At 64.8% G+C, this 24,344-nt stretch carries 23 protein-coding genes; 11 read left to right on the top strand and 12 right to left on the bottom strand.

Going from position 1 to position 24,344, the window contains the following annotated elements; genetic code table 11:
* Nucleotides 1-272: IS200/IS605 family transposase (tnpA, locus tag BMY22_RS18315; RefSeq protein ID WP_143068542.1), on the bottom strand; the 272-nt coding region annotated here is incomplete at its 3' end.
* Between the two features lie 90 nt (nt 273-362).
* On the opposite strand from tnpA, the gene BMY22_RS18310 reads away from it, so the two are divergent.
* Nucleotides 363-638, top strand: coding sequence for a hypothetical protein (locus BMY22_RS18310; RefSeq protein WP_090624446.1), 276 nt, complete (start codon nt 363-365; stop codon nt 636-638).
* A 117-nt stretch (nt 639-755) separates the two neighbouring features.
* On the opposite strand, the gene BMY22_RS18305 is transcribed toward BMY22_RS18310, so the two are convergent.
* Together BMY22_RS18305 and BMY22_RS18300 are read right to left on the bottom strand one after the other, a co-directional pair.
* Nucleotides 756-1,607: a CAP domain-containing protein gene (locus BMY22_RS18305; RefSeq protein ID WP_090624444.1), complete on the bottom strand. Its 852-nt coding sequence runs from the start codon at nt 1,605-1,607 to the stop codon at nt 756-758.
* Between the two features lie 148 nt (nt 1,608-1,755).
* Nucleotides 1,756-2,166: an HPF/RaiA family ribosome-associated protein gene (locus BMY22_RS18300; RefSeq protein ID WP_090624442.1), complete on the bottom strand. Its 411-nt coding sequence runs from the start codon at nt 2,164-2,166 to the stop codon at nt 1,756-1,758.
* Between the two features lie 315 nt (nt 2,167-2,481).
* Between BMY22_RS18300 and BMY22_RS18295 the strand changes: the two genes are divergently transcribed.
* The 4 genes from BMY22_RS18295 to BMY22_RS18285 all read left to right on the top strand — a co-directional run bounded on the left by BMY22_RS18295 (nt 2,482) and on the right by BMY22_RS18285 (nt 6,354).
* On the top strand, nt 2,482-4,482 hold the full coding sequence (locus BMY22_RS18295) for a peptidase U32 family protein (protein WP_090624440.1): 2,001 nt from the start codon (nt 2,482-2,484) through the stop codon (nt 4,480-4,482).
* A 672-nt stretch (nt 4,483-5,154) separates the two neighbouring features.
* On the top strand, nt 5,155-5,484 hold the full coding sequence (locus BMY22_RS18290; protein ID WP_090624438.1) for an SANT/Myb-like DNA-binding domain-containing protein: 330 nt from the start codon (nt 5,155-5,157) through the stop codon (nt 5,482-5,484).
* A 323-nt stretch (nt 5,485-5,807) separates the two neighbouring features.
* The gene (locus BMY22_RS25240) at nt 5,808-5,939 is read left to right on the top strand and encodes a hypothetical protein (RefSeq protein WP_279626377.1); all 132 of its coding nucleotides are present in this window, start codon (nt 5,808-5,810) and stop codon (nt 5,937-5,939) included.
* Nucleotides 5,940-6,072: 133 nt separating this feature from the next.
* Nucleotides 6,073-6,354 carry a peptidylprolyl isomerase gene (locus BMY22_RS18285; RefSeq protein ID WP_090624436.1) on the top strand — a complete coding sequence of 94 codons (282 nt, stop codon included), beginning with the start codon at nt 6,073-6,075 and terminating at the stop codon, nt 6,352-6,354.
* Nucleotides 6,355-6,502: 148 nt separating this feature from the next.
* On the opposite strand, the gene BMY22_RS18280 is transcribed toward BMY22_RS18285, so the two are convergent.
* From BMY22_RS18280 to BMY22_RS18265, 4 genes are all read right to left on the bottom strand, one after another.
* Nucleotides 6,503-6,784 (bottom strand): cell division protein ZapA, encoded by a 282-nt coding sequence (locus tag BMY22_RS18280; RefSeq protein ID WP_090624434.1) that lies wholly within the window; start codon nt 6,782-6,784, stop codon nt 6,503-6,505.
* Nucleotides 6,781-7,008 carry a hypothetical protein gene (locus tag BMY22_RS18275; protein ID WP_090624432.1) on the bottom strand — a complete coding sequence of 76 codons (228 nt, stop codon included), beginning with the start codon at nt 7,006-7,008 and terminating at the stop codon, nt 6,781-6,783. The genes BMY22_RS18280 and BMY22_RS18275 overlap by 4 nt, the downstream gene beginning before the upstream one ends.
* 135 nt (nt 7,009-7,143) lie before the next feature.
* Nucleotides 7,144-9,048 (bottom strand): molecular chaperone HtpG, encoded by a 1,905-nt coding sequence (gene htpG, locus BMY22_RS18270; protein WP_090624448.1) that lies wholly within the window; start codon nt 9,046-9,048, stop codon nt 7,144-7,146.
* 110 nt (nt 9,049-9,158) lie between these two features.
* Nucleotides 9,159-10,388: an MFS transporter gene (locus BMY22_RS18265; RefSeq protein ID WP_090624430.1), complete on the bottom strand. Its 1,230-nt coding sequence runs from the start codon at nt 10,386-10,388 to the stop codon at nt 9,159-9,161.
* 1,244 nt (nt 10,389-11,632) lie between these two features.
* Here BMY22_RS18265 and BMY22_RS18255 point away from each other — a divergent pair.
* Both BMY22_RS18255 and BMY22_RS18250 read left to right on the top strand, forming a co-directional pair.
* Complete coding sequence (locus BMY22_RS18255) at nt 11,633-12,553, top strand: LysR substrate-binding domain-containing protein (RefSeq protein WP_244158915.1); 921 nt, start codon at nt 11,633-11,635, stop codon at nt 12,551-12,553.
* Nucleotides 12,554-12,850: 297 nt separating this feature from the next.
* A complete protein-coding gene (locus tag BMY22_RS18250) occupies nt 12,851-14,122 on the top strand; it encodes a cation:proton antiporter (protein WP_090624426.1) in 1,272 nt (423 codons plus the stop codon).
* A gap of 65 nt (nt 14,123-14,187) precedes the next feature.
* Here BMY22_RS18250 and BMY22_RS18245 read toward each other — a convergent pair whose 3' ends face one another.
* Nucleotides 14,188-15,996 (bottom strand): ABCB family ABC transporter ATP-binding protein/permease, encoded by a 1,809-nt coding sequence (locus BMY22_RS18245; RefSeq protein WP_244158914.1) that lies wholly within the window; start codon nt 15,994-15,996, stop codon nt 14,188-14,190.
* 237 nt (nt 15,997-16,233) lie between these two features.
* On the opposite strand from BMY22_RS18245, the gene egtB reads away from it, so the two are divergent.
* Nucleotides 16,234-17,526, top strand: a complete 1,293-nt coding sequence (gene egtB, locus BMY22_RS18240) for an ergothioneine biosynthesis protein EgtB (protein ID WP_090624422.1) — start codon at nt 16,234-16,236, stop codon at nt 17,524-17,526.
* A gap of 2 nt (nt 17,527-17,528) precedes the next feature.
* Nucleotides 17,529-18,527, top strand: coding sequence for an L-histidine N(alpha)-methyltransferase (gene egtD / locus BMY22_RS18235; protein WP_090624420.1), 999 nt, complete (start codon nt 17,529-17,531; stop codon nt 18,525-18,527).
* On the opposite strand, the gene BMY22_RS18230 is transcribed toward egtD, so the two are convergent.
* Both BMY22_RS18230 and BMY22_RS18225 read right to left on the bottom strand, forming a co-directional pair.
* Nucleotides 18,499-19,812, bottom strand: coding sequence for a DEAD/DEAH box helicase (locus tag BMY22_RS18230; protein ID WP_090624419.1), 1,314 nt, complete (start codon nt 19,810-19,812; stop codon nt 18,499-18,501). The two genes, egtD and BMY22_RS18230, sit on opposite strands and share 29 nt — an antisense overlap.
* Nucleotides 19,813-19,983: 171 nt before the next feature.
* Nucleotides 19,984-20,583: an FMN-dependent NADH-azoreductase gene (locus BMY22_RS18225; RefSeq protein WP_090624417.1), complete on the bottom strand. Its 600-nt coding sequence runs from the start codon at nt 20,581-20,583 to the stop codon at nt 19,984-19,986.
* 234 nt (nt 20,584-20,817) lie between these two features.
* Between BMY22_RS18225 and BMY22_RS18220 the strand changes: the two genes are divergently transcribed.
* Nucleotides 20,818-21,744: a PA3225 family LysR-type transcriptional regulator gene (locus BMY22_RS18220; protein WP_090624415.1), complete on the top strand. Its 927-nt coding sequence runs from the start codon at nt 20,818-20,820 to the stop codon at nt 21,742-21,744.
* A gap of 83 nt (nt 21,745-21,827) precedes the next feature.
* The gene (locus BMY22_RS18215) at nt 21,828-22,382 is read left to right on the top strand and encodes a peptidylprolyl isomerase (protein WP_090624413.1); all 555 of its coding nucleotides are present in this window, start codon (nt 21,828-21,830) and stop codon (nt 22,380-22,382) included.
* 45 nt (nt 22,383-22,427) lie between these two features.
* On the opposite strand, the gene BMY22_RS18210 is transcribed toward BMY22_RS18215, so the two are convergent.
* Both BMY22_RS18210 and BMY22_RS18205 read right to left on the bottom strand, forming a co-directional pair.
* Nucleotides 22,428-23,555 carry a GNAT family N-acetyltransferase gene (locus BMY22_RS18210; protein ID WP_090624411.1) on the bottom strand — a complete coding sequence of 376 codons (1,128 nt, stop codon included), beginning with the start codon at nt 23,553-23,555 and terminating at the stop codon, nt 22,428-22,430.
* Between the two features lie 128 nt (nt 23,556-23,683).
* On the bottom strand, nt 23,684-24,344 hold a 661-nt coding region (locus BMY22_RS18205; RefSeq protein WP_143068541.1), incomplete at its 5' end, for an OprD family outer membrane porin.

Genomic DNA, 24,344 nt, shown 5'->3' with positions numbered 1-24,344 from the left:
TCCTCAAACAACCGGCTCGCCGTTCGACCCTTGATCCGCCTCATGATCTCGCTCGGCGCCAAACCCGGCGGGCTACTCACCAAAATGTGCACGTGGTCCTTGCTCACCACGCCCTTCACTATCCGGATCTCAAACGCCTCACACGTTTGCCGCACCAACTCCCGCACTCGCTCCGCCACCTCACCACTCCGCACCTTGTAGCGATACTTCGTCACCCACACGAAGTGATATTCGATCTGGTAGACCGTGTGACTCCCGTATCGGTATTCCACCCCTCAGCCCTCCGTATCCGCCTCCGGAGGCTAAAGCTAACCGGCTGAAAGCCGGTGGTTTCAACCCTTTCTATGGAAAATGAAATATCCGTGTTCCGCGATCACGCCGAACATCGGCGCAACTCGATAGAGAGCCTTTTCGACTTCACCCGTGCCCTGATCAACACCCTGCTCGAAGCTCAGCAGAGTCACCATCTCCACAGCGACGACTGGGCGAGAACGATCTACATCGATACGCTCGGAGTCCAGACCACGGACTTCAATCTGAGTGATGAAACCAAGAAAAAACTGATCAAATCTGGAAAAGAAGGAGCGCTGAACTACTTCAGTTGGTTCGACAATGAGGTGAAAAAGAGGGCTTCGTAAGGCGGCATGGTCTGCCGATTGCTCCCACACTTCTGCGTGGGAGCAGGATGGCAAAGGTCTGCACACTGTAGGGCGCGGGAACAATCCAGGCTCAGGCGTTGCGCTGCTGCAAACCGCTCAGGGCGCCCCGAACAGCGCCGTCCAGTAGATCCCCGCGTCGCTCTTCGGATCGACCGCATAGGCCGCACCCAACTCGCGGAACTGCGGGTTCATCAGGTTGGCGCAGTGACCGGGACTGGCCAGCCAGCCATCGACCACCTTGCGCGCGCTGTCCAGCGCGGCGGCGATGTTCTCGCCGATCTGCCCGCCGGCATAGCCAGCCAGTTCCGCCCGGTCGCCCGGGGTAAGGCCTTCGCCGTCCAGGTGGGAGAAGAAGTTGCCGTTGGCCATGGCCCGGCTGTGCGCTTCGGCCGCCGCCCCCAGCACGGCACTCCAGGCCAGCGGTTCCGTCGCGGCGAAGGACTGGCCGCCGCACTGGCGCGCCTGCGCGCGGGCGGCGTTGATCTGCTCAAGCACCTTCTGCCCTTCCGCCTGCCAGTCGCCCATGCGCCCGGCCAAGAGCGGCCGCGCCAGCACGATGCGCCAGTCGCTCTCCGCGCGACCGACACCGATATCGACGAACTGCGGGTCCAGCAATACCTGGCAGAAGCTCTCCTGCAGCGCCGTCATGGCCGCCTGCGCGTCGCGCGGCCCGGACAGGCTGATCGCCTGGGCATTGACCAACGGATAGGCCGTGCCGCTCAGCGCCTGCTGCAAGTCCCCGGCAGTGCCGGCCGGCAGGACCAGCCGCGGATCGGCCGCCAGCGGCGGCAGTTCCCCGGACGCCTGGCCGGCACAGCTCTGCACCTGCGCCCGGTAGACGTTGATCGACTCCACCAACCGCGCCTCTTCGTCGGCTCCGGCAGCAGCGGCGAACAGCAATCCCAGCGACAGAGCGGCAAGCCGCGCCACGAATGAAGCAATGCGCATGGAAACCTCCTCGATTGACTGCCCCATGATGCGCGATTGCAGGCCTTTCGATCATGCTCGGGGCGATGCCGGAGCGTGGTAGCGATCCGCGGCTCAATAAAAAAACCGCCGGCAGGCCCGGCCTGCCGGCGGTTTTTCTGCTGCGGACTCAGGCGATGCGCAGCTGCTGCTCGGCGAGGAAGTCCTCCTCCAGCAAGCGGTCGCGACTGGCCACGCTGCCGACGACTTCACGACCGCCGGTGGTGCGCTTGTTGCGCTGCTTGCCGAGCCGGTGGGCCAGGGCATGGCCAAGCTTTTCCATCGCACCGTCCAGGGCGAACTCCAGGGACTCGGCCTTGTGGGTCACCGACAGCGGCTGGCCCCCCTTGGCACGTGCCTCGATCTGGCAGCGCTTGTCATTGGCCCCGGCCTTGTTGCCGTTCTCGTCGTTCAGGTGGATGACAACGCGGGTCAATTCCTCGTCGTAACGCTCGAATTTGCTGGCGACAGTGGTACGGACCCAGCCAACCAGGCGGGCACTGCCTTCGATGTGGTTATCGCTGTGAACCTGGAGTTGCATACGCCATTCCTTATTCAACCGATCAGCAATGATGTCGCGCAGTAGCCATGCGACGCCTCCAGACTACGCCAAATCGAGGCGCCTGGAAGGCCCTATTGCAGGGAAAACACGCATTTCTGACCTACATCAGCAGTCCGCAACGACGACTGCGGCGGAAATGGACACGGAACCCGACACCGGCCTAGGATCGATTTTTTCAATTGCTCTCAGACCTCACCGTGACGCAAGCGTCACTCGCCCGACTGCCTGGAAGCGATCAAAAACCGTACGACACCGCTACAATGGCACGCTTGTTTCGTACCGAATTTCAAAACCATGTCATTACCCAAGCACCATCTGGAACTGCTCAGCCCGGCACGGGATGTGTCCATTGCCAAAGAGGCGATCCTGCATGGCGCCGATGCCGTGTATATCGGCGGCCCCAGCTTCGGTGCGCGGCACAATGCCGGCAACAGCGTGGCGGACATTGCCGGCCTGGTGGAGTTCGCCCACCTGTTCCATGCCCGGGTGTTCGTCACCCTCAACACCATCCTGCATGACGACGAGCTGGAGCCGGCCCGCCAGCTGATTTGGCAGCTCTACGAGATGGGTATCGATGCGCTGATCGTGCAGGATATGGGCATCCTGGAGATGGACATTCCGCCCCTCGAGCTGCATGCCAGTACGCAGACCGATATCCGCACCCTGGAAAAGGCCAGGTTCCTGTCGGATGCCGGCTTTTCCCAACTGGTGCTGGCCCGCGAACTCAGCCTGCAGGAAGTCCGCGCCATCGGCACACAGGTGGACTCGACCATCGAGTACTTCATCCATGGCGCGCTGTGCGTGGCATTTTCCGGGCAGTGCTACATCTCCCATGCCCAAACCGGGCGCAGCGCCAACCGCGGCGACTGCTCGCAGGCCTGTCGCCTGCCGTACACCCTGAAAGACGACCAAGGGCGGGTGGTAGCCTACGACAAGCACCTGCTGTCGATGAAGGACAACAACCAGAGCGCCAACCTGCGGGCGCTGATCGATGCCGGCGTGCGCTCCTTCAAGATCGAAGGCCGCTACAAGGACATGGGCTATGTGAAGAACATCACCGCCTATTACCGGCAGCGACTGGATGAAATCCTCAACGAACGCCCGGAGCTGGCGCGGGCCTCCAGCGGCCGGACCGAGCACTTCTTCGTGCCGGACCCGGACAAGACCTTCCACCGCGGCAGCACGGATTACTTCGCCACCGACCGCAAGGCCGACATCGGCGCCTTCGATTCGCCGACCTTCACCGGCCTGCCGGTGGGCGAGATCGTCAAGGTCGGCAAGCGCGACTTCATTGCCAATACCCATGAGCCGCTCAGCAACGGCGACGGCCTGAACGTGCTGGTCAAGCGCGAGGTGGTGGGCTTTCGCGCGAGCATCGTCGAAGAACTCGATCGGCTCGAGCAGGACGGCAAGCCCCGCTGGCAGTACCGCATCGAACCCAACGAAATGCCGGCAGCGCTGAAGCAGCTGCGCCCGCAGCATGCGCTGAACCGCAACCTGGACCACAACTGGCAACAGGCGCTGCTGAAAACCTCCGCCGAGCGCCGGGTGGCGGTCCGCTGGCAGGCCCGGCTGAGTGAAGAACAGCTCAGCCTGAGCGTGACCAGCGAGGAAGGCATCGGCGCCTCGGCGAGCCTCGTCGGGCCGTTCGGTCTGGCGAAGAAGCCGGAGCAGGCGCTCGAGCAGCTCGACGAGCTGCTCGGCCAGCTGGGAACGACCATCTACCATGCCGAGAGCGTGGAGATCGACGCACCGCAGGTGTTTTTCATCCCCAACTCTCAGCTCAAGTCCCTGCGCCGCGAAGCCATCGATGCGCTGACCGCTGCGCGCACGGCAGCCCACCGGCACGGCAGCCGCAAGCCGGTCAGCGTGCCGCCGCCGGTGTATCCCGAATCGCACCTGACCTTCCTGGCCAACGTCTACAACGAGAAAGCCCGGGCGTTCTATCACCGCTACGGCGTGCAGCTGATCGATGCGGCCTACGAGGCCCACGAAGAAACCGGCGACGTACCGGTAATGATCACCAAGCACTGCCTGCGCTTCTCCTTCAACCTGTGCCCGAAACAGGCCAAGGGCGTGCAGGGCGTGCGCACCAAGGTCGAGCCGATGCAACTGGTGCACCAGGACGAAGTACTGACCCTGACCTTCGACTGCAAAGCCTGCGAAATGCACGTTGTCGGCAAGATGAAAGGCCACGTCCTCAACCTGCCGCAGCCCGGCAGCACAGCCAGCATCGTCGGCCACATCAGCCCCGAGGATCTGCTCAAGACCATCGGGAACAAGCCGCAGCGGTAATCCAGGCCGCTCCCCTGTCTTGAGAAGGAGCCGCTTGCGCTTGATGGCTCCTACGCGCCCGCCTCCCTCCATTTGCCCAGTCACCTTGTGACTTGGCAAGCGCCCTGCCAGGACGTCCGGCGGCGAGCGCAACACTCTCTCTGTCAGCGCCGACCTGCCACCCGGACCATTTTGTAGCGTATTAAAAAAAACACTACAAAACCGTTGACAGCGCCATGCCTATCCTTGGATGATGAAAACGCTTCCCTAACAGGGAGCCCTGGTAAGGGTGTTCGCAGCTTGCTTGGCCCACTCGCCGAGCTATCTCGCGACTGTACTGCCCACAAGGCGGACTGATGAAGTTGACTGGCGGCAATCGTCCTTTGGCGGCGAGAAGTGCTGGCGAAACGTTCTCATGATGTTTGTGGCGGGCTGTACAACCCCTCGCGGCTCGCTACGCAACATCATCGGGTACCTCGCCCCTTCTCCTCCCTCGCGATTCCGTCATAGCTTCCCCAGGCTTGCCTTGTGTAGCTCGCTCAGAATGGCGCTACATAAGGCTCATGTTGTGATCTGAACCCAGCTGGCACGGCATGCAGGCCACCATCCCGATTCGCTCATGGGATGGTCGGCCTGAACCGAACGACAGCCACGTTATTTCGCGAAACGTTCGATCCATAGAGGACCTTGCACATGAACCTGAACAACGCACTCTCCCCCGATGACCTGGCTAAGCTGTTCGCCAAGCACAAGGACAAGGACGAAAGCCATATCCTGTGGGTCAGCGAGTCCGGTGAAGTCCGTCTCGATCGCCTTCCGGCAGGCATGGTGGAAGAGGAGTTCGAGAAATGCATCCCTACCATACGCGTCAGGCTCAGGACCTATCGCCGGGGAAGTGGCTACGTCGGGAAAAAGGCCGCGGCTGACAAAGACTTCATCGGGCGCGTTCACCAGACCCTGACGGAGCAGTGGCGCGTCGCGCGGAGCAATCCTGGCATTCACTATCTGGACCGGTACTGCTGATCGCTCCGGTAAACCGTAGCTACCCGAACCTGGAACCTGTGTGCCCCTCCGTCTCCCTGACTGGAGGGGTTCGCCGACTCGGGTTGGCCTGCCCCTTCCGGATCTCCTTGGTCGTTCCTACGCTCCCGCGCGGGAACGCCGCCCCAAAAGCCCCGGCGTCCCGCCGGCTCACGAAGTCCATCGTCCGCTGGCAATCCGACGCCGTCCCGCCCGCGTACTAAACTGAAAGGCGACTACAAACAAGGCCCACGCCAGGGAGGTGACGATGCACGACCCGTGCATTTCCCGCTGATCCACTCCCCCGTTCCCTGGAGATCGACGCCATGAGCAAAAGCCACGAATCGCACAAGGACGCCAAGAAGAAACCGCTGAAGAGCGCCCAGGAAAAACGCCAGGCCAAGCGCATCAAGAAGTCCGAGCACACCCTGCTGGGCAGTCACAGCGCCATGCCCTGAACGCCAGCGTGACCCGGTGCCGCGTACCGGGCGGGCGCCGGGCCTGTTGCAGCGCCTGCACAGCGCCCTCGCAACTTGCATAGCCGCCACGTTCGGGTAGGCTGAGCGCCTTCATTGAATAGGAGTCTCCCCCATGGCCCGCGCCACTGCCCGTCACATCCTGGTTCCCACCGAAGCCAAGTGTCTCGAACTGAAAGCCGCCATCGAAGCCGGCGCCGACTTCGCTCAAGTTGCCAAAGACAACTCGACGTGCCCGTCCGGCCGCGACGGCGGCAATCTCGGCTCGTTCGGCCCGGGCCAGATGGTGAGGGAGTTCGACACCGTGGTGTTCAGCGCCCCGCTCAATGTCGTGCAGGGTCCGGTGAAAACCCAGTTCGGCTACCACCTGCTCGAAGTCACCAGCCGTCAGGATTGAGCCGGCTGGGCGGGACGCCGCGCCGATCGTTTCTACGCGCCGCGTAGACGTGCGGCAAGGCAGCCTGCCCCCCTCCGGCGGAAAGCCACTGGGCGGGCTTTCCGCCGGAGGGGTGATCGATCAAACCGCGAAGCCAGCAACCGAGTCTCTAGTCTTGCAACTGGCGGGTGATCTGCTCGACGCTGGCGGCCAGGCGCTCCTCCACCTCGCGCAGCTGTTGGCCCTGCTGAAGCAGCGGAACGCATAGGTTGAGTGCCGTCAGTACCAGCAAGTCGTCTTTGCTGGCGCTGGGGAAGCGCTGCCGATTCTCCGCCAGACGCTCCTGGAGCAAGGCGGCGGCTTCCTGCAGAACGCGATCCTCGCTGGCGGAAGCCCTGATCGAGTAATCGCGCCCGAGAATCTTCAGGACACGAACACCGTTTCCCTTCATGCGAGGCTACTGGCGCTGGCACGCTCGACCAGCGCCTGCAAACGGGCGCGAGTAGCGGCCTGTTTTTCCTCCTGCTCGAGGGCTGCCAGCTGGAGATTGTCGTTCTCCTCCCTCATCTGGCGCAGCTCCTGCTCAAGCTGTTTGCAGTTTTCGGTCAGCGTCTGATTCTGTTGCAGCAGGTCGGCCACAACACGTTCGAGTTGTGCGAGGGTAGTTTCAAGCATGGGAGGTATCTGCAGCCCGTGGAAAAGCCGGGAGGTTAACCCAAGAACACCGGCAAAGGGGAAGACTTTTGATTGTTGCAAAATGCCGCCCAGAAGCGAACGAACTGAGCGGCATCGTCCTTTCAGTCCGAATACTCAGGCAGAAAGCTCCACCAGCAACCGGTTCAGTCGCTGCACGTAATCCGCCGGGTCCTTCAGGCCATCGCCTGCCGCCAACGCCGCTTGATCGAAGAGGATGCGCGAGAGGTCGCTGAAACGATCCTCATCGGTCTCGGAGTCCAGCTTCAGAATCAGCGGATGCACGGGGTTGATCTCGAAGATCGGCTTGGAGTCCGGCACCTTCTGTCCGCTGGCCTCGAGGATCTGGCGCATTTGCAGACCAAGATCCTGCTCGCCAATGGCCAGGACCGCTGGCGAGTCGGTCAGACGATGCGACACCCGCACCTCGGCCACCTGCTCGCCCAGCACCGCCTTCAGGCGCTCGATCAGCCCCTCCTTCGCCTTGGCGACTTCGTCCTGAGCCTGCCTCTCCTCTTCCGTGTCCAGCTTGCCGAGGTCCAGATCACCGCGGGCGACATCGACGAACGGCTTGCCGTCGAAGTCGGTGAGGTACCCCATCAGCCACTCGTCGATGCGATCGGTCAGCAACAGCACCTCGATCCCTTTCTTGCGGAAGATCTCCAGATGAGGGCTGCTTTTTACTTGAGTATGGCTTTCGCCGGTGAGGTAGTAGATCTTGTCCTGGCCCTCCTGCATCCGCTCCACATAGTCGGCCAAGGCGACACCCTGATCGCCGGAATCGTCGCGAGTGGAGGCAAAGCGCAGCAGTCCCGCGATGCGCTCCCGATTGGCGAAGTCCTCGGCCGGCCCCTCCTTGAGCACCTGACCGAAGGCTTTCCAAAAGCCCTTGTACTGTTCCGGCTCCTGCTTCGCCAGCTTCTCCAGCATGTCCAGCACCCGCTTGGTCAGCGCCGATTTCATCGAATCGATCACGGGATCTTTCTGCAGGATTTCACGGGACACGTTCAACGACAGGTCGTTGGAGTCCACCACCCCCTTGATGAAACGCAAGTACAGCGGCAGGAACTCGTCGGCTTGATCCATGATGAACACGCGCTGCACATAGAGCTTCAGCCCCTTGGGCGCATCGCGGTGATACAAGTCGAAAGGAGCATGGCTGGGCACGTAGAGCAGCGACGTGTACTCCAACTTGCCTTCGACCTTGTTGTGACTCCAGCTCAGCGGGTCCTCGAAGTCATGGGCGACATGCTTGTAGAACTCTTGGTATTCGTTGTCCTTGACCTCGCTGCGTGGACGAGTCCACAAAGCACTGGCACGGTTTACGGTTTCCCACTCGACGGCCGTCGGGTTGTCCTGGTCATCACCGAAGTTCTGCTTCGGCAGCTCAATGGGCAGGGCGATATGGTCGGAGTATTTCTTGACGATGTTGCGCAGGCGCCAACCATCGGCGAACTCATCCTCGCCACTCTTCAGGTGCAAGACGACCCTGGTGCCGCGCTCGGGCTTGTCGATCGTCGCCACCTCGAACTCACCCTCGCCCCGCGAGGCCCAATGCACCCCCTCGGCGGCCGGCAGGCCTGCACGGCGACTGAACACATCGACCTTGTCGGCGACGATGAAGGCGGAATAGAACCCCACGCCAAACTGGCCGATCAGGTGGGAATCCTTCTTCTGGTCACCCGAGAGACTCTTCAGGAAATCGGCCGTACCGGACTTGGCGATGGTTCCCAAGTGGGTGATCGCATCCTCGCGGCTCATGCCGATGCCATTGTCTTCCAGCGTGATGGTCTTGGCGTCCTTGTCGAAGCTGATACGGATTTTCAGCTCCGCATCGCCCTCGAACAGATCGGGCTTGGACAAGCCCTCAAAACGCAATTTATCCGCCGCATCGGAGGCATTCGAAATCAACTCGCGGAGAAAAATCTCCTTATTGGAATACAACGAGTGAATCATCAGCTGCAGCAACTGCTTCACTTCGGTCTGGAAGCCCAGAGTTTCTTTTTGAGTTTCCACACTCATGGTCATCTAACTCCAAACAGATGGCATATGCCGGAATTTCGGCGAATGCCATCTAGATGGGGCATCGAGGCTCGATTTCAAGCGGCCAGACGAACCGCTCCGACAAAACCTCAGGGATCAAGCAATTCGATCGACTGGATGCTCTGCGGGCTGAGCTTGTAGCTGGCGCTCCCCCCGCTGCCCAGGTACCGCTGAAGGACGAGGGAGCCATCCTCGTCGACTCCCGCGAACAGCCCGTCTGCGGTGCCTCCCTGTACGGTGACGACGCGCATGCGCAACTGCCGATACTCGTCCGGGCTGGACTGCAGGCGTCGCAAGGAGAAGTCCTGCCGTCTATCGACCGGCTTCAGGATCGGACCCGGCCGAGGCTCGACACCAACGGTGGCTGCCGGCCTGTCGGTACCGACAGGCAGTGGCGGGAATCGGTCCCCCTCGACCCGCCAGCCATGCGACTCGTCCTTGGTCATCGTCACCGGAAGATGCCGCGTCTGGCTGTCAATCGAGGCCTCGACATCGATCTCCAGATGCCTTGCCGGTAATCGAACGCGGGGAAGACTCCGCAGTTGGACCGCCCTGCTCGCAAAGCGGCGCACCAGATAATCCTTGATCACATACGCTAGCGTGTCCTCGGAGTCGAAGTGGGTATCGACTTTTCCGTTGCGGTAACGCAAACGGTTGGCAAACAACTCCACCCGACCGCTCAGGCTCGTGCGGAACGGTTCTGGCAAGACCAGATGAAAGTCACCCACCAGCAAGTTCGGTGGCTGGGTTTTAAGATCGAGATACAGGGTATACCCTTGGGCGAGATGCTGGGTTTTCGGCTGACTCAGAGGGGGAACGGGCCAGCTGATTTCGATAAGCGGCAACTGGCCATGATCTTCGGGCAATACGCTGATGCGCACAGGACCGGAGGCTGCATCGGACAGACGGACTCTGAGTTCCCGCCCATCATGCTCGCGCAAAGTCAGCACGCCCCCAACCAACTCGCCTTCCTCGGGAATAAACGGCTGTCCATTGAGTTCGCCACGCAACCGGGTTCCCAACCCGGGCGTTTGCTGTACTTCCGGCTTGAACCAGCTCAGCCGAAGGATAGCATCCAGTTGTTCGCTATCGTGGCTGGCCAGCATGGCGACACCGACCACGAAAGGAATGACCCCCAAAGCCGCCAGCGTCACCGGAGTCGAAGCCTTTCGCCATTTGAACAGCACGAAGATCAGAGTCATCGGCGGCAACAGACTCCCCAGCCCCCAGAAAAGGCTCACGGAAAAGGCCCGCACGATCAACCAAACCAACCCGCTGAGAATCAATAGCAAGCCACCCAGGATCAGCAGCACATCCATTCGGTTTTCCTATTCAAAAGCCTACTTCCGGGCGTCTGTTCGAGCCGGCAGGACATGGCGTGCCACCATAATGGGCCTCTCTCCTACAATCCAGCGATGAGCTGCCGATCGGCAGCACAATCCGCGTCAGTCGCAGGATAACGAAACGCCTGTACAACCATCGCCAAAAACAGGCCCAAAGCACCGCCAGGTACTAGACTCGACCATGGCACCTGAAACAACTATCTATGGAACTTCATCGAGCCCTGGTGCTCGAATCGGTTAGCATGATCGCTCATCAAGGAGACCCCCATGCGCAAATCCTTTGCTTACGCCATGCTGCTGACAGCTACCTTGGGTCTAGCGGCCTGTGACTCCTCGAAAGACAAGGCAGCGGCACCTCACGCGACCCCGCCATCGAGCCAGGCGGCCAAGGAAAAAGCACCCGAGCCCAGTCAGAGCGTTACCCCGGCTCCGGTAACCCCTGCCCCGTCGACCCCCGAAAGCGACAAGAGGTAACTCCCGTACACGCTGAAAAGCCTACAGGGAGATGGAAAGACAGGACTGCCGCATAGCGCGGGCCTGACGCATCTTTGGACACTCATGCTGAGAGAGCGCGGCAAGCTGTTCACGATTGCAAAATGATCGTGTCCCCGCTCGCTCAGCGCCTGACCCTATAGGCAGGCGTGCGCCGAGACCACACAAGCAGCCGTCGGCTGAGCGACGGCTACCGGAGCTTCTTGCCTCCCGATCTCCGACGGCAATTGGGGCTGTCGGGGACTTCGCTTCCTCCAAAACGCCTGCGCAAACACGGACTACCCCATCGAACAGGCGCACTCCGTCAGATCTTTGAGCCGCAACTGGCTCCCGGATGTCCCCAAAAAAGCACACCGATACCCAAGCCGGATCATTGATCCCAGAAACCTTCTCGAAAAACCAACGAGCCAGGACTTGACGTCTGCATGGGCGGACACCTGTCGCCAAACAGCGTGGCTGTATCGAGATGACGTGCATGGCGCCCAGGCATCCGCCGCGGGGACGCAACACGGAAGCGAGAGCACGAGAATCGAGATAGAACGCTGCCGATCTGGCCTGCTTTGGCGAGCAAACTCGTCGAGCATGGAAAAACGACTCGATTTATGAGGGGGGCTAACTACACTTCCTGAAAGTGGACTCATCAGCAGTACCTGCCTGGCATGGAGAAAGCCGTCCCACTGCCGCGAGTGATGATTGCTTGCCTTTTGTTCATGGATAGGCATTTCCGTATGGATACTCTGAATAATGTTTCCGACTTCTACCTGCTGGTCCGCGTCATCGAAGCCGGCGGCTTCACTGCAGCAGCCACCGAAACCGGCATCCCGCGCTCACGCCTGAGCCGACGGATCATCGAACTTGAACAGCGGCTGGGCGTACGCCTGCTGAATCGCAGCACCCGCAGCTTTGCCATGACCAGTACAGGCGAGCAGGTGTACCGGCATGCGCTGGGCATCCTGGCCGCCACCGAGGCCGCCGAGGGCGCAGCCCGGGAAGTGCAAGGCGGCCCCTCCGGACTGATCCGCCTGGCGATTCCCAGCCTGCTGCAGGAAGTGCTGGGAGAGTTGCTCCTCAGCTTCGCGAGCAGCCAGCCGAAGGTGCGACTGGCCTTGGGACTGCACAACAACCACACCGAGCTGTCGCTGCAGCGCCATGACCTGCTGCTCTACCTAGAAGGACAGCCGCCGGACAGCGCCGATATCGTGGCGCACCCCATCGGTCAGGTCCGCTTCGTCACCGTCGCCAGTCCGGAACTCTGCAAGCGGCTTGGCCACCTTCGGCACCCCGACGAGCTGGATGACCGAAACTGCCTGGGATTCGGCCCCCCGCAGGCCATTCGACCGTGGCTGCTGAGCAATGCCGCGCCACGCCTGCTGCGCCAGACCTGCTTCAGCAGCGACAACCTGCCCCTTCTGCTCGACGCAGCGCGCAATGGGCTGGGCATCGCCCACCTGCCGTTCTATGCCTGCGCCGGAGACCTGGCCAGCGGCCGGCTGGTCAGGCTGTTCGAAGCCCATGAGCCGCCGCCCCTGCCGCTGCTGGCACTGACACCACCGCACCGGGCCATGACGCCGGCCATTCGCGCGCTGATTCAGTTCATCCGGTCGAACCTGGAAGAACTCCAGGCCCAGGGAATCGTTCTCGCAAGCTGACGAGGAACCCCGCCGGTCACCTCCAGACGGGCTGAGCATCCCCAAGGCTCGGGCGGCTATTCGGCGAGCGCCGGTCGCCCGAGCCGGAAGGCCCCGCAACCTCGCGGGACCAGACGATCTTGCGGTCAGGGAAATAGGCCTCCTCGAGGCGGAGAGGCCCGCAGCGACGCACGGCGCAGTGAATTGCATAACCAGCCCCGCCCCAGCCCTCCAGAGCGGTCCCCTCTACCCGCCGCCTGAATCCCCCTTGCGAACATCGGGTAACCTGTCCCCGGCTATCCAACAGGAGGTTATTCGATGCTTGATCTTGCGGCGGCGTTCATCGCGCTGACGACCCTCTTCACCTATCTCAACTATCGGCTGATCCGCCTTCCCCCGGCGATCGGGGTGATGGTCGGGGCACTGCTCCTCTCGCTGCTCGCCTATGGATTGTCGGCGCTGGGCTACCCGGTGCTCGAAGTGGAAATCCAGGAAATGATCCGCCGGATCGACTTCTCCGAAGTCCTGATGACCTGGTTCCTGCCCTCGCTGCTGTTCGCCGGCGCCCTGCACGTCAACCTGGACGACTTGCGCAGCTACAAGTGGCCGATCACCTTTCTCGCCACGGTCGGCGTGCTGATCGCCACCTTCGTGGTCGCCGGTCTGGCCCATTACACCTTCGCCCTGTTCGGCTGGCAGGTCAGCTTCATCTACTGCCTGCTGTTCGGTGCGCTGATCTCGCCGACCGACCCCATCGCGGTGATGGGCATCCTCAAGAGCAGCGGCGCTCCCAAGCCGTTGCAGACCACCATCGTCGGCGAATCGCTGTTCAACGACGGCACCGCCGTGGTGGTGTTCAGCATTCTGCTCGGCGTCCTGATGATCGGCCACACACCCACGGCGGGCGAAGTCGGCCTGCTGTTCGTCAAGGAAGCCGTCGGCGGGATTCTCTTCGGTCTGCTGCTGGGCTACGTCGTGTTTCTGCTGCTATCCAAGGTCGACGAGTTCCAGCCGTCGGTCATGCTGACCCTGGCACTGGTCTTCGGCGGCGCCTCGCTGGCGGCGAAGCTGCACGTCTCGGCACCGATCGTGATGGTGGTCGCCGGCCTGATCATCGGCAACCACGGCCGCCGGCACGCCATGTCCGAGGAGTCCCGTCGCTATGTCGACGGCTTCTGGATTCTCATCGACGAAATCCTCAACGCCCTGCTGTTCGCCCTGATCGGCCTCGAACTGCTGGTACTGCCCTTCACCTGGATGCATGTGGCCGCCGCCCTCCTGCTCGGCGGCGCCGTGCTGGTCGCCCGGATACTGACCGTCGGTCCCGGAATCGTCCTGATCCGCAAGCTGAAGTCCGGCCAGAACCCGGTAGCGCAGGGAACCGTCCGCATCCTGTCCTGGGGCGGTCTGCGCGGCGGAGTCTCGGTGGCCCTGGCCCTCGCGCTGCCCCTCGGACCGGAACGCGACCTGCTGCTGACCCTCACCTACATCGTGGTGCTGGTCTCGATCCTGGTGCAGGGGCTGACCATCGGACCGCTGGTGAGGTCGCTGTACGGCAGCAACCCGGCGGAAACCGAAGAAACCCACTGAGTCCGCCGTGCGGACGTCCCAGGGACGGGACGCCATCTTCCCCGGCCGGCCCCGTCTGCCCGCCCTCAGCCTTTCCCCTGCGCCTCGCGCTGTTGCAGTCGCCACATCTGCGCGTAGCGGCCGCCCCGCGCCAGCAACTCCCCGTGGCTGCCGCGCTCGACGATCCGTCCGCCGTCCATCACCAGGATCTGGTCGGCGCTCATCACCGTGGACAGCCGGTGGGCGATGACCAGGGTGGTGCGGCCGAGCTGGATGCGCTCGAGCTCGGCCTGGATAGCCCGCTCGGACTGGGAGTCCAGCGCCGAGGTGGCTTCGTCGAAGATCAGGATGCTGGGATTCTTCAGGATCGCCCGAGCAATCGCCACGCGCTGCTTCTCGCCGCCGGAAAGCTTCAGGCCGCGCTCGCCCACCTGGGTGTCGTAGCCGTCCGGCAGGCTCCGGATGAACTCGTGGATGTGCGCGGCGCGGGCGGCGGCTTCCACTTCCTCGCGGCGGGCATCGGGATGGCCGTAGTGGATGTTGTAGAAGATCGTGTCGTTGAACAGCACGGTATCCTGAGGAACGATGGCGATGGCCCCGCGCAGCGAGGCCTGGGTCAGCCGGCGGATATCCTGACCGTCGATCAGGATGCGCCCGCCGTCGACGTCGTAGAAGCGGTAGAGCAGCCGGGCCAGGGTCGACTTGCCGGAGCCCGAGTGCCCGACCACCGCCACGGTGCCGCCCGCCGGGATCTCGAAATCCACGTCGTGGAGGATCTGCCGGCGCGGATCGTAGCCAAAACGCACCGCCTCGAAGCGCACGCTCGGCCGAGTCGCCGCCAGCGGCTGGGCATCCGCCGCGTCCTGCACGTCCTGGCGCTCGTCGAGCAGGCCGAACAGGCGCTCCATGTTGGTCAGCGCCTGCTTCACCTCGCGGTACATCATGCCGAGCAGGAACAGCGGCGCGGAGAGCTGCAGCAGATAGGCGTTGACCAGCACCAGGTCGCCGACCGTCATGCTGCCCTCCACCACCCCGTCGGCGGCCAGCCACATCATCGCGGTGACGCCGATGGCGACCAACGCGGTCTGGCCGAGATTGAGCACGGCCAGGCTGGTGGTGGCCTTGACCTTAGCGTTCTCCAGGTGGCGCAGATTCTCGTCGTAGCGCGCCGCCTCGTGCGCCTCGTTGTTGAAGTACTTGACCGTCTCGTAGTTGAGCAGCGAGTCCACCGCCCGCTCGTTGGCGCGGGTGTCGGCCTCCACCGCCGCACGGTAGTAGCGGGTCCGCCACTCGGTGACGGCGAAGGTCCAGCCCCCGTAGGCCAGCAGGGTAGCCAGGGTGATGGCGGCGAAGCGCCAGTCGTAGGCCCAGACCAGCACCGCGGTGACCAGCAGCACCTCCAGCAGGATCGGCACGATCGAGTAGAGCGTCCAGTCGAGCAGCTCGGCGATGGCGCTGCCGCCGCGCTCCACGTCGCGGGCCACGCCGCCGGTGCGCCGACCCAGGTGGAACTTCAGGCTGAGCCCGTGCAGGTGGCGGAACACCTTGAGGGTGACTTGCCGCGAGGTGCGCGCCATGACCCGGGCGAACACCACCTGGCGCAGCTCGGTGAACAGGCTGACGCCGATCCGCGAGGCGCCGTAGGCCAGCAGCAGGCCGACCGGCAACAGCAGCAGGCTCGGTTCGACGTTGAGGCTGTCGACGATCCGCTTGAGCGCGATCGGCACCAGCAGGTTGAGCAGCTTGGCGACGACCACCAGGCCCAGCGCCAGCAGAATGCGCCCCAGGTAGGGACGCAGGTAGGGCAACAGATCGGCGACGACCGCGAATTCGCCACGCGCGGCGCTGTCGCGCTGGACGGGAGCGGTGCCGGTCTCCTGAAGGTCTTGGTTCATCGGACTCTCGTAGTGCGGGCCGGGCATAAGGCGCGGCAAAGGATCGTATCGCTATGCTGGCCCGGCCTGCCGCACGGCGCAACTTTCGCCGGGGCGCCTTCGGCAGCCCCTTCGCAGCGCGGCGTGGAACCTCGCCACTCGGCGCCCCGTCCGACCAGCCCGGAGCAGATGGGGAGGAATCGTCTACACATAAATGACTCCTTCGCCGACCGCCCACGCCCCGGGAGCCATGCGCCGATGCACGATCCGACCCACCATGCGCAGAACGAGTCCGGCCCAGCCCTTCCGGCATCGCTCATCGAACGCTTCCGGCGCATCCGCGCCGTCAGCGAGTCGATCTGCGCGCCGCTGCAGATCGAGGACTACGTCGTTCAGAGCATGCCCGACGCGAGTCCGCCGAAATGGCACCTGGCCCATGTCAGCTGGTTCTTCGAAGCCTTCGTGCTGCAGCCCTTCCTGCCCGGCTACCGGGTGCTGGACGAGGCCTACGACCTGCTCTTCAACTCCTATTACGAAACCCACGGCAAACCCTTTCCCCGCGCCAGTCGCGGCTTGCTCTCGCGGCCCGGGGTGGCCGAGGTCTACCGCTATCGCCAGCATGTCGACGCGGCCATGGACGAGCTGCTCGCCCGGCCGCCGGCGGACCACACCGCGGAGATCCTCCGCCGCGTCGAACTCGGCCTGCAGCACGAGCAGCAGCACCAGGAGCTGCTGCTCATGGACATCCTCCACCTCCTCGCGCAGAACCCGCTGCAGCCGGCCTACCGCAGCGACCTGCGCCCGGCTCCCACACAACTGCCGGACGAGCCGCACTGGCAGGCGTATGCCGGCGGGCTGCAGCCGATCGGCCACGGCGGCGAGGGCTTCGCCTTCGATTGCGAGACCCCGCGGCACCGCCAGTTTCTCGAGGACTTCCGCCTGGCCAGCCGGCCGGTGAACTGCGCCGAGTACCTCGCCTTCATCGCCGATGCCGGCTATGCCCGCCCGGAACTCTGGCTGGCCGACGGCTGGAATCTGGTCCGCCAGGCCAACTGGCGGGCGCCGCTGTACTGGCAGCGCGAGGACGGCCAGTGGCAGGAGATGACCCTGGGCGGCCTGCGCCCGCTGGACCTGCAGGCGCCGGTCTGCCACATCAGCTTCTTCGAAGCCGACGCCTATGCCCGCTGGGCCGGCGCCCGCCTGCCCAGCGAGGCGGAATGGGAAGTCGCCGCCCGCGACCAGCCGATCAGCGGCAACTTCCGCGAGAGCGACCATCTGCACCCGGTTGCCGCGCCACCGACCGCCGCCATGGCTCAGCTCTATGGCGACGTCTGGGAGTGGACCGCCAGCGCCTACCGCCCCTACCCCGGCTTCCGCCCGCTGCCGGGCAGCCTCGGCGAATACAACGGCAAGTTCATGTGCGGGCAGATGGTCCTGCGCGGCGGTTGCTGCGTCACGCCGCAGACCCATATCCGCGCCAGCTACCGCAACTTCTTCTACCCGGCCATGCGCTGGCAATTCGCCGGGCTGCGCCTGGCCAAGGAGGCTTGAACGTGGCACTCGCCGTCCGCTTTCACGACCAGCGCCCGGAGGATGCCGAGCGCTCCCTGCGCGAGGAGGTGCTCGCCGGTTTTGCCGGGCAGCCCAAGGCGACCCCGCCGAAGCTTTTCTACGATCGCCGCGGCTCCGAGCTGTTCGAGCGGATCTGCCGGCAGCCCGAGTACTACCCGACGCGCACCGAGGAGCTGATTCTCGCCCGCGCCGCCCACGACATCGCCGACCTCGCCGGCCAGGGCGCCAGCCTGGTGGAGCTGGGCAGCGGCGCCAGCCGCAAGGTGCGCCTGCTGCTGGAGGCCATGCAGCCGGCCAGCTACCTGGGCATCGATCTTTCCGAGGACTTCCTGCGGGCCAGCACCCAGCGTCTGGCAAGCGACTACCCCGCGCTGGAGGTGCATGCCGCCTGCGCCGACTTCTCCCGGCCGCTGACCCTGCCGGACGGCTTCGACGGCGCCCATCCGCTGGCCTTCTTCCCCGGCTCCAGCATCGGCAACTTCGATCCGCCGGAGGCCCTGGCCCTGCTCGCCAATCTCCACGAGCTGCTGCCGGAGGGCGGCGGCCTGCTGATCGGCGTCGACCTGGTGAAGGAGCGGGAGGTGCTGGAAGCGGCCTACAACGACCGGGCCGGCGTTACCGCGGCGTTCAATCTGAACCTTCTGGAGCGCGTCCGCCGCGAGCTGGACAGCGACATCGAGCCGGACCAGTTCGTCCACCGAGCCTTCTTCAACGAGGCGGCGTCACGCATCGAGATGCACCTGGTCAGCCCGCGGGCACAGGAGGTCGCCATCGAGGGCGAGCGCTTCCGCTTCGCCGCCGGGGAAAGCCTGCACACCGAGAACTCCTACAAGTACAGCCTGGAGGGCTTTCGCGAACTGGCCGGGCGCGCCGGCTTCCGGCCCCTGACCCAGTGGACCGATCCGCAGGCGCTGTTCAGCGTGCATTACCTGCAGCGGGCGCGCGCCGGGCTCACTCCGCCGGCGGCGTGCGGCGCTTGAGCGGCGCCAGGCCGTCCTGGCTGACCAGCCCCGAAGGCTTGCGCTTGGGTGCGGCCTTGGCAGCGGGCTTCTTGTCGCCCTTCTTGCCATCGGTCTTTTTCTTCTTGGTCCCGGCCGCCTTGCCGGAGGCCTTGAGGTTCTTCGGCCCCTGGTAGCTGCCCTTCAGCTCCTGGATCACCCGCCGCTCGAAGCGCTGCTTGAGGTAGCGCTCGATGCTCGACATCAGGTTCCAGTCGTTGTGGCAGATCAGCGAGACCGCCAGGCCCTCGGCGCCGGCCCGCCCGGTGCGGCCGACGCGGTGCACGTACTCGTCGCCGGAACGCGGCATGTCGAAGTTGATCACCAGGTCCAGGCCTTCCACGTCCAGCCCGCGCGCCGCCACGTCGGTGGCCACCAGCACCTTGGTGCCGCCCTGCTTGAGCCGGTCGATGGCCAGCTTGCGGTCCTTCTGGTCCTTCTCGCCGTGCAGGACGAAGGCTTTCTGGCCGGCGGCGACCAGATGCCCGTAGAGCCAGTCGGCCTGGACGCGGGTGTTGGTGAAGACGATCGCCTTGCGGTAGGTCTCGTTCTCCAGCAGCCAGTGCACCAGCTGCTCCTTGTGGGCCGGATCGTCCGCCGTGACGATCTGCTGGCGGGTGTTCTCGGAGAGATCGCTGACCGCATTGAGCATCAGGTGCTGCGGCTCGCGCAGCACCCGGGCGACCATCTCGCGCAGGCCGGAACCGCCGGTGGTGGCGGAGAACAGCAGGGTCTGCCGGCGGTTGGCGCACTCCTCGACCAGGCGCTGCATGTCCTCGGCGAAGCCCATGTCGAGCATGCGGTCGGCCTCGTCGAGCACCAGCACTTCCACCTCCTTCAGATCCAGATGGCCGGCGTTCAGATGCTCGATCAACCGCCCCGGCGTGGCGATCAGGATGTCCGGGACCTTGCGCAGCAGCGCCGCCTGCACCTTGAAGTCCTCGCCGCCGGTGATCAGCCCGGACTTGACGAAGGTGAACTGGGCGAAGCGCTCGACTTCCTTGAGGGTCTGCTGCGCCAGCTCGCGGGTCGGCAGCAGGATCAGCGCGCGGATGCTCACCCTCGGCTGGGCGTCGCCGATCAGGCGGTTCAGCAGGGGCAGCACGAAGGCCGCGGTCTTGCCGCTGCCGGTCTGGGCGATCACCCGCAGGTCGCGCCCCTCAAGGGCCAGCGGAATCGCCGCCGCCTGCACCGGCGTGGGCTCGACGAAGTTCAGTTCGGCCAGAGCCTTGAGCAGACGTTCGTGCAGGGCGAATTGGGAAAACACGGGGCTACCTCGATCGGGACGGATGGAACGGCTGCATAGCCTAACGTGACTCGCCGCGGAACACCCGCCCGGACTGCGAAATGTTGCAGCGCTCCGGGCGGGCGACCGGGCGGCGCCCCGGAGCGCAGCGCATGGGCCAGACCTTCCGCTCGCCGCCCGCCCGGCGGGGACTCAGGCCACCCGGGCCAGCTTCTCCTTGGCCCGGGCCAGGCCCTGCTGCAGAAAATCGCCGCCCATGTTCAGCCCTTCGGCGTGGATGAAGTTGACGTCGTGGATGCCGATGAAGCCCAGCGCCTGGCGCAGGTAGGGCTCCTGGTGATCCAGGGGGCTGCCGGAATAGATGCCGCCGCGGGCGGTCAGCACGAAAGCGCGCTTGCCGGTCAGCAGGCCCTGCGGGCCGTTTTCGGTGTACTTGAAGGTCACGCCGGCGCGCAGCACGTGGTCGAGCCAGGCCTTCAGGGTGCTGGGAATCGCGAAGTTGTACATGGGCGCGGCGAGCACCAGCACGTCGGCGCCGAGCAGTTCCGCGGTCAGCCGCTCGGAGCGCGCCAGCGCCGCCTTCTCCGCCTCGCTCTGCTGCCCGGCGGGCTTGGTCCAGCCGCCCAAGAGGTCGATATCCAGATGCGGCACCGGCTCGTTGGCCAGATCGCGCACGACGATCTCGTCGTCCGGGTGCGCCGCCTTCCAGTTGGCGAGGAACTCGGCGGTGAGCTGACGGGAAACGGAACCTTCCTTGCGGGCGCTGCTTTCGATGACCAGGACACGGGACATGGGTTTCTCCTTGGGTTGTGCGGGTCGATGGAGACAGGGTAGAAAGGAACCAGCCGATGAAAAAGCGCAAAAATCCGCTCCGAATCATCGGTAAAATCGATACCTACTCCTGACACGACACCCCCCTGTAGGAGCCAGCGTGCTGGCGATGCCTTTGACAGTCCTCTGATCGCCAGCACGCTGGCTCCCACGGGATGACGAAAGTGCCGGCAACCGGCAGAGGAAATCCCCATCTTGAAAGCCCCCCGCGTCACCCTGGACCAATGGCGAACCCTGCAGGCGGTGGTCGACCACGGCGGCTTCGCCCAGGCCGCCGAAATGCTGCACCGCTCGCAATCCTCGGTCAGCTACACGGTCGCGCGCATGCAGGAACTGCTCGGCGTGCCGCTCCTGCGCATCGAGGGGCGCAAGGCGGTGCTGACCGAGGCCGGCACCGTGCTGCTGCGCCGCTCCCGGCAACTGGTCAAGCAGGCCAGCCAGCTGGAGGATCTCGCCCACCACATGGAACAGGGCTGGGAAGCCGAAGTGCGCCTGGTGGTGGACGCCGCCTACCCCACCCTGCGGCTGGTCCGCGCGCTGACCGCCTTCATGCCGCAGAGTCGCGGCTGCCGCGTGCGCCTGCGCGAGGAGGTGCTCTCCGGCGTCGAGGAGGTGCTGCTGGAAGGCGGAGCCGACCTGGCGATCTCCGGCCTGAGCATCCCCGGCTATCTGGGCAGCCCGCTGAACGAGGTGGAATTCGTCGCCGTCGCCCATCCCGACCATCCGCTGCATCGCCTGCAGCGCACCCTGACCGCCATCGACCTGGAAAGCCAGATGCAGGTGGTGATCCGCGACACCGGCCGCCAGCAGCCGCGCGACATCGGCTGGCTCGGCGCCGAGCAGCGCTGGACCGTGGGCAGCCTGGCCACCGCGGCGACCTTCGTCGGCAATGGCCTGGGCTTCGCCTGGCTGCCCGGCCACCTGATCGGCCGCGAACTGGCCGAAGGCCGGCTCAAGCCACTGCCGCTGGAAGAGGGCGACACCCACCGGCCGCGCTTCCAGCTCTATGCCGACAAGGACAAGCCCCTCGGCCCGGCCACGCAGATTCTCGTCGAGCTGATCAAGACGTTCGACCGCGTGCCGCTGGATGCGCCCTTCGCCGCTCCCCTGCCCAGTGCCTGAGGCTATCATCCGGACAGCCGGGAACGCCCGTCGGCGCACCGGCCCCGCACGCCCCCATTGCCGAACCACGAGGAACGCTCGACATGCTGAAGAAACTCGCCCTTGCCGCCGGTACCCTGCTGTTCGCCGCCCACCTGCTGGCCGCGGAGAAACCCCACGTCCTGCTGGAGACCAGCCTCGGCGACATCGAACTCGAACTGGACGCCGAGAAGGCGCCGATCAGCGTGAAGAACTTCCTCGCCTATGTGGATTCGGGGTTCTACAACGGCACCATCTTCCACCGGGTGATCCCCGGCTTCATGGTCCAGGGCGGGGGCTTCGACGCCGACATGAAGCAGAAGCCCACCCAGCCGCCGATCCAGAACGAGGCCGACAACGGCCTGCACAACGTGCGCGGCACCCTGGCCATGGCGCGCACCCAGGCAGTGAACTCGGCGAACAGCCAGTTCTTCATCAACCACAAGGACAACGCCTTCCTCGACCACGGCGCGCGCGACTTCGGCTATGCGGTGTTCGGCAAGGTGGTGCGTGGCATGGACGTAGTCGACCAGATCGCCCAGGTGCCGACCGGCTCCCGGGGCATGCAGCAGAACGTGCCGCGCGAGCCGGTGCTGATCAAGTCGGCGAAGAAGCTCTGACCTGCTGCGCAACACGCCGAACCGGGCGGAGCAACCTGCCCCGCCCTATCCCTGCCGGTAGGGCAACTGCCCCCGCGCCTCGTCCGCATAGGCCAGCACGCCGGCCCGCTCCTCCCGCAGAAAATCCGCCACCGCGCGGCGCAGCCCCGGATGCCGCAGGTAATGCCAGGAGCGGGTGATCACCGGCTCGAAACCGCGGATCAGCTTGTGCTCGCCCTGGGCGCCGGCGTCGAAGCGCCGGAGCCCGTGGGCCAGGGCGTAGTCGATGCCCTGGTAGAAGCAGGTCTCGAAGTGCAGCCGGTCGAACTCGGCGAGACAACCCCAGTAGCGGCCATACAGGCTGTCGCCGCCGACCAGGCTGAAGGCCATCGCTACCGGACGGCTGCCCTGACGGGCCAGCACCACGCGGATCGCCTCGGGCATGCGCTCGGCTAGCAGGCTGAAGAAGCGCCGCGTCAGATAGGGCGCCTGGCCGCGCACCCGGTAGGTGTTGGCATAGCAGGCATGGACGAAGTCCCACGCGGCCTCGTCGAGCTGGTGCCCCTCGCGCCAGTCGAAGGCGATACCCTGCCCCGCGGCGACCTGCTCGCGCTCCTTGCGCAGCTGCTTGCGCTTGCGCGAGGCCAGCGCATCGAGGAAGTCCTGGAAGTCCCGATAGCCGCGGTTGAACCAGTGGAACTGGCAGCCCAGCCGCTCCAGCCAGCCCTCCCGTCCGGCCACCAGGGCATCGGCCGCCGGATCGGTGAAGTTCAGGTGCAAACCGGACAACCCCTGCCCGCCCAGCCCGTCGCTCAAGGCATCGAGCAGCGTGCCGGCGGCCTCCGCGCGACCCAGCAGGCGCGCCCCGGAAACCGGGGTGAAGGGCACCGCGCCGAGCAGCTTGGGGTAGTAGTCGATCCCGGCCCGCTGACAAGCGTCGGCCCAGGCCCAGTCGAACACGTATTCGCCATAGGAATGGCGCTTCACATAGGCCGGCAGCGCCGCCAACAGCCGGCCCGCCTCGTCGCGGAACAGCCGGTGCGCCGGCTGCCAGCCGCTGCGTCCGCCAACGCTGCCGCTGTCCTCCAGGGTCGACAGGAAGGCATGCCGCAGAAAGGGCTGAGGCCCCGGCAGCAGGGCGTCCCACTCGGCGGCGGGAAGGTCGGACAGTCGGGAGAGCGTGATGATCGGCATGCCCGCAGTCTGCCCCGCCGGCCGGACGAAAAAAAGCCCCGCCGAGGCGGGGCAATAAACACTACACCGGGTGAAACGAATGAATATCCCCCGAAGCGGGTACGGCCCCGTACCCGCTCGGCTGACGCTTACAGCAGGGGCAGGCTGTAGGTGAGGTACAGGCGGTTGTCGTCGCGCTCGCGGAAGTCCCCGCGCGAGGTCGCGTTACGCCAGCTGACGCCGACCCCCTTGAGAGGACCGCTCGGAACCGCATAGTCCACACGGAAGTCGCGTTCCCACTCTTCCTGGTCTTGACCCTTGGCATTGATGCCGTCGCCGCTGAAGTACAGCAGGCTGGTCGACAGGCCCGGCACGCCGATCGCCGCGAAGTTGTAGGAGTAGGAACCCACCCAGGTCTGCTCGCCGGCCCGGGCGAACTTCTCGTTGATCGCGTCGGTGATCAGCGGCGTCGAAGCGCCGCCCATGTTCAGGTAGGGGAAATCGCTGTGGCCGGTGACCTTCTGGTAGCCGGCGCCCAGCGCATGGCCGCCCAGGGTATAGGTGAACATCGCGCTCAGGGTGTCGTTGTCGACCTCGCCCTTGTGGGAACTGCCGGAGCCCCAGTAGCCGCTGCTTCGGTAACCTTCGGCACGGCCGCTGGAACTGCCGTTCGCACCGTCGGAGTTGCTGGTCCAGTAGCGCAGGTCGCTCTTCAGCGCGCCGACCGGCAGCGCCCAGTTGTGCACCAGGCCGAAGAAGTGCTGCTCGTAGAAGTCGTCCAGGTTGCTGTAGTAGTACTGCAGCGTCAGT

This window comes from Azotobacter beijerinckii (genome assembly GCF_900110885.1).
Lineage (GTDB): Bacteria > Pseudomonadota > Gammaproteobacteria > Pseudomonadales > Pseudomonadaceae > Azotobacter > Azotobacter beijerinckii.
The sequence above is the reverse complement of the archived record's forward strand: the minus strand, read 5'-3'. Positions and strand labels throughout refer to the sequence as shown.

Coding starts and splice junctions, on each gene's coding strand:
- BMY22_RS18305 (WP_090624444.1), bottom strand. CDS start 1,607: ATGCGCATTGCTTCATTCGTGGCGCGGCTTGCCGCTCTGTCGCTGGGA.
- BMY22_RS18300 (WP_090624442.1), bottom strand. CDS start 2,166: ATGCAACTCCAGGTTCACAGCGATAACCACATCGAAGGCAGTGCCCGC.
- BMY22_RS18295 (WP_090624440.1), top strand. CDS start 2,482: ATGTCATTACCCAAGCACCATCTGGAACTGCTCAGCCCGGCACGGGAT.
- BMY22_RS18290 (WP_090624438.1), top strand. CDS start 5,155: ATGAACCTGAACAACGCACTCTCCCCCGATGACCTGGCTAAGCTGTTC.
- BMY22_RS25240 (WP_279626377.1), top strand. CDS start 5,808: ATGAGCAAAAGCCACGAATCGCACAAGGACGCCAAGAAGAAACCGCTG.
- BMY22_RS18285 (WP_090624436.1), top strand. CDS start 6,073: ATGGCCCGCGCCACTGCCCGTCACATCCTGGTTCCCACCGAAGCCAAG.
- BMY22_RS18280 (WP_090624434.1), bottom strand. CDS start 6,784: ATGAAGGGAAACGGTGTTCGTGTCCTGAAGATTCTCGGGCGCGATTAC.
- BMY22_RS18275 (WP_090624432.1), bottom strand. CDS start 7,008: ATGCTTGAAACTACCCTCGCACAACTCGAACGTGTTGTGGCCGACCTG.
- htpG (WP_090624448.1), bottom strand. CDS start 9,048: ATGAGTGTGGAAACTCAAAAAGAAACTCTGGGCTTCCAGACCGAAGTG.
- BMY22_RS18265 (WP_090624430.1), bottom strand. CDS start 10,388: ATGGATGTGCTGCTGATCCTGGGTGGCTTGCTATTGATTCTCAGCGGG.
- BMY22_RS18255 (WP_244158915.1), top strand. CDS start 11,633: ATGGATACTCTGAATAATGTTTCCGACTTCTACCTGCTGGTCCGCGTC.
- BMY22_RS18250 (WP_090624426.1), top strand. CDS start 12,851: ATGCTTGATCTTGCGGCGGCGTTCATCGCGCTGACGACCCTCTTCACC.
- BMY22_RS18245 (WP_244158914.1), bottom strand. CDS start 15,996: ATGAACCAAGACCTTCAGGAGACCGGCACCGCTCCCGTCCAGCGCGAC.
- egtB (WP_090624422.1), top strand. CDS start 16,234: ATGCACGATCCGACCCACCATGCGCAGAACGAGTCCGGCCCAGCCCTT.
- BMY22_RS18225 (WP_090624417.1), bottom strand. CDS start 20,583: ATGTCCCGTGTCCTGGTCATCGAAAGCAGCGCCCGCAAGGAAGGTTCC.
- BMY22_RS18215 (WP_090624413.1), top strand. CDS start 21,828: ATGCTGAAGAAACTCGCCCTTGCCGCCGGTACCCTGCTGTTCGCCGCC.
- BMY22_RS18210 (WP_090624411.1), bottom strand. CDS start 23,555: ATGCCGATCATCACGCTCTCCCGACTGTCCGACCTTCCCGCCGCCGAG.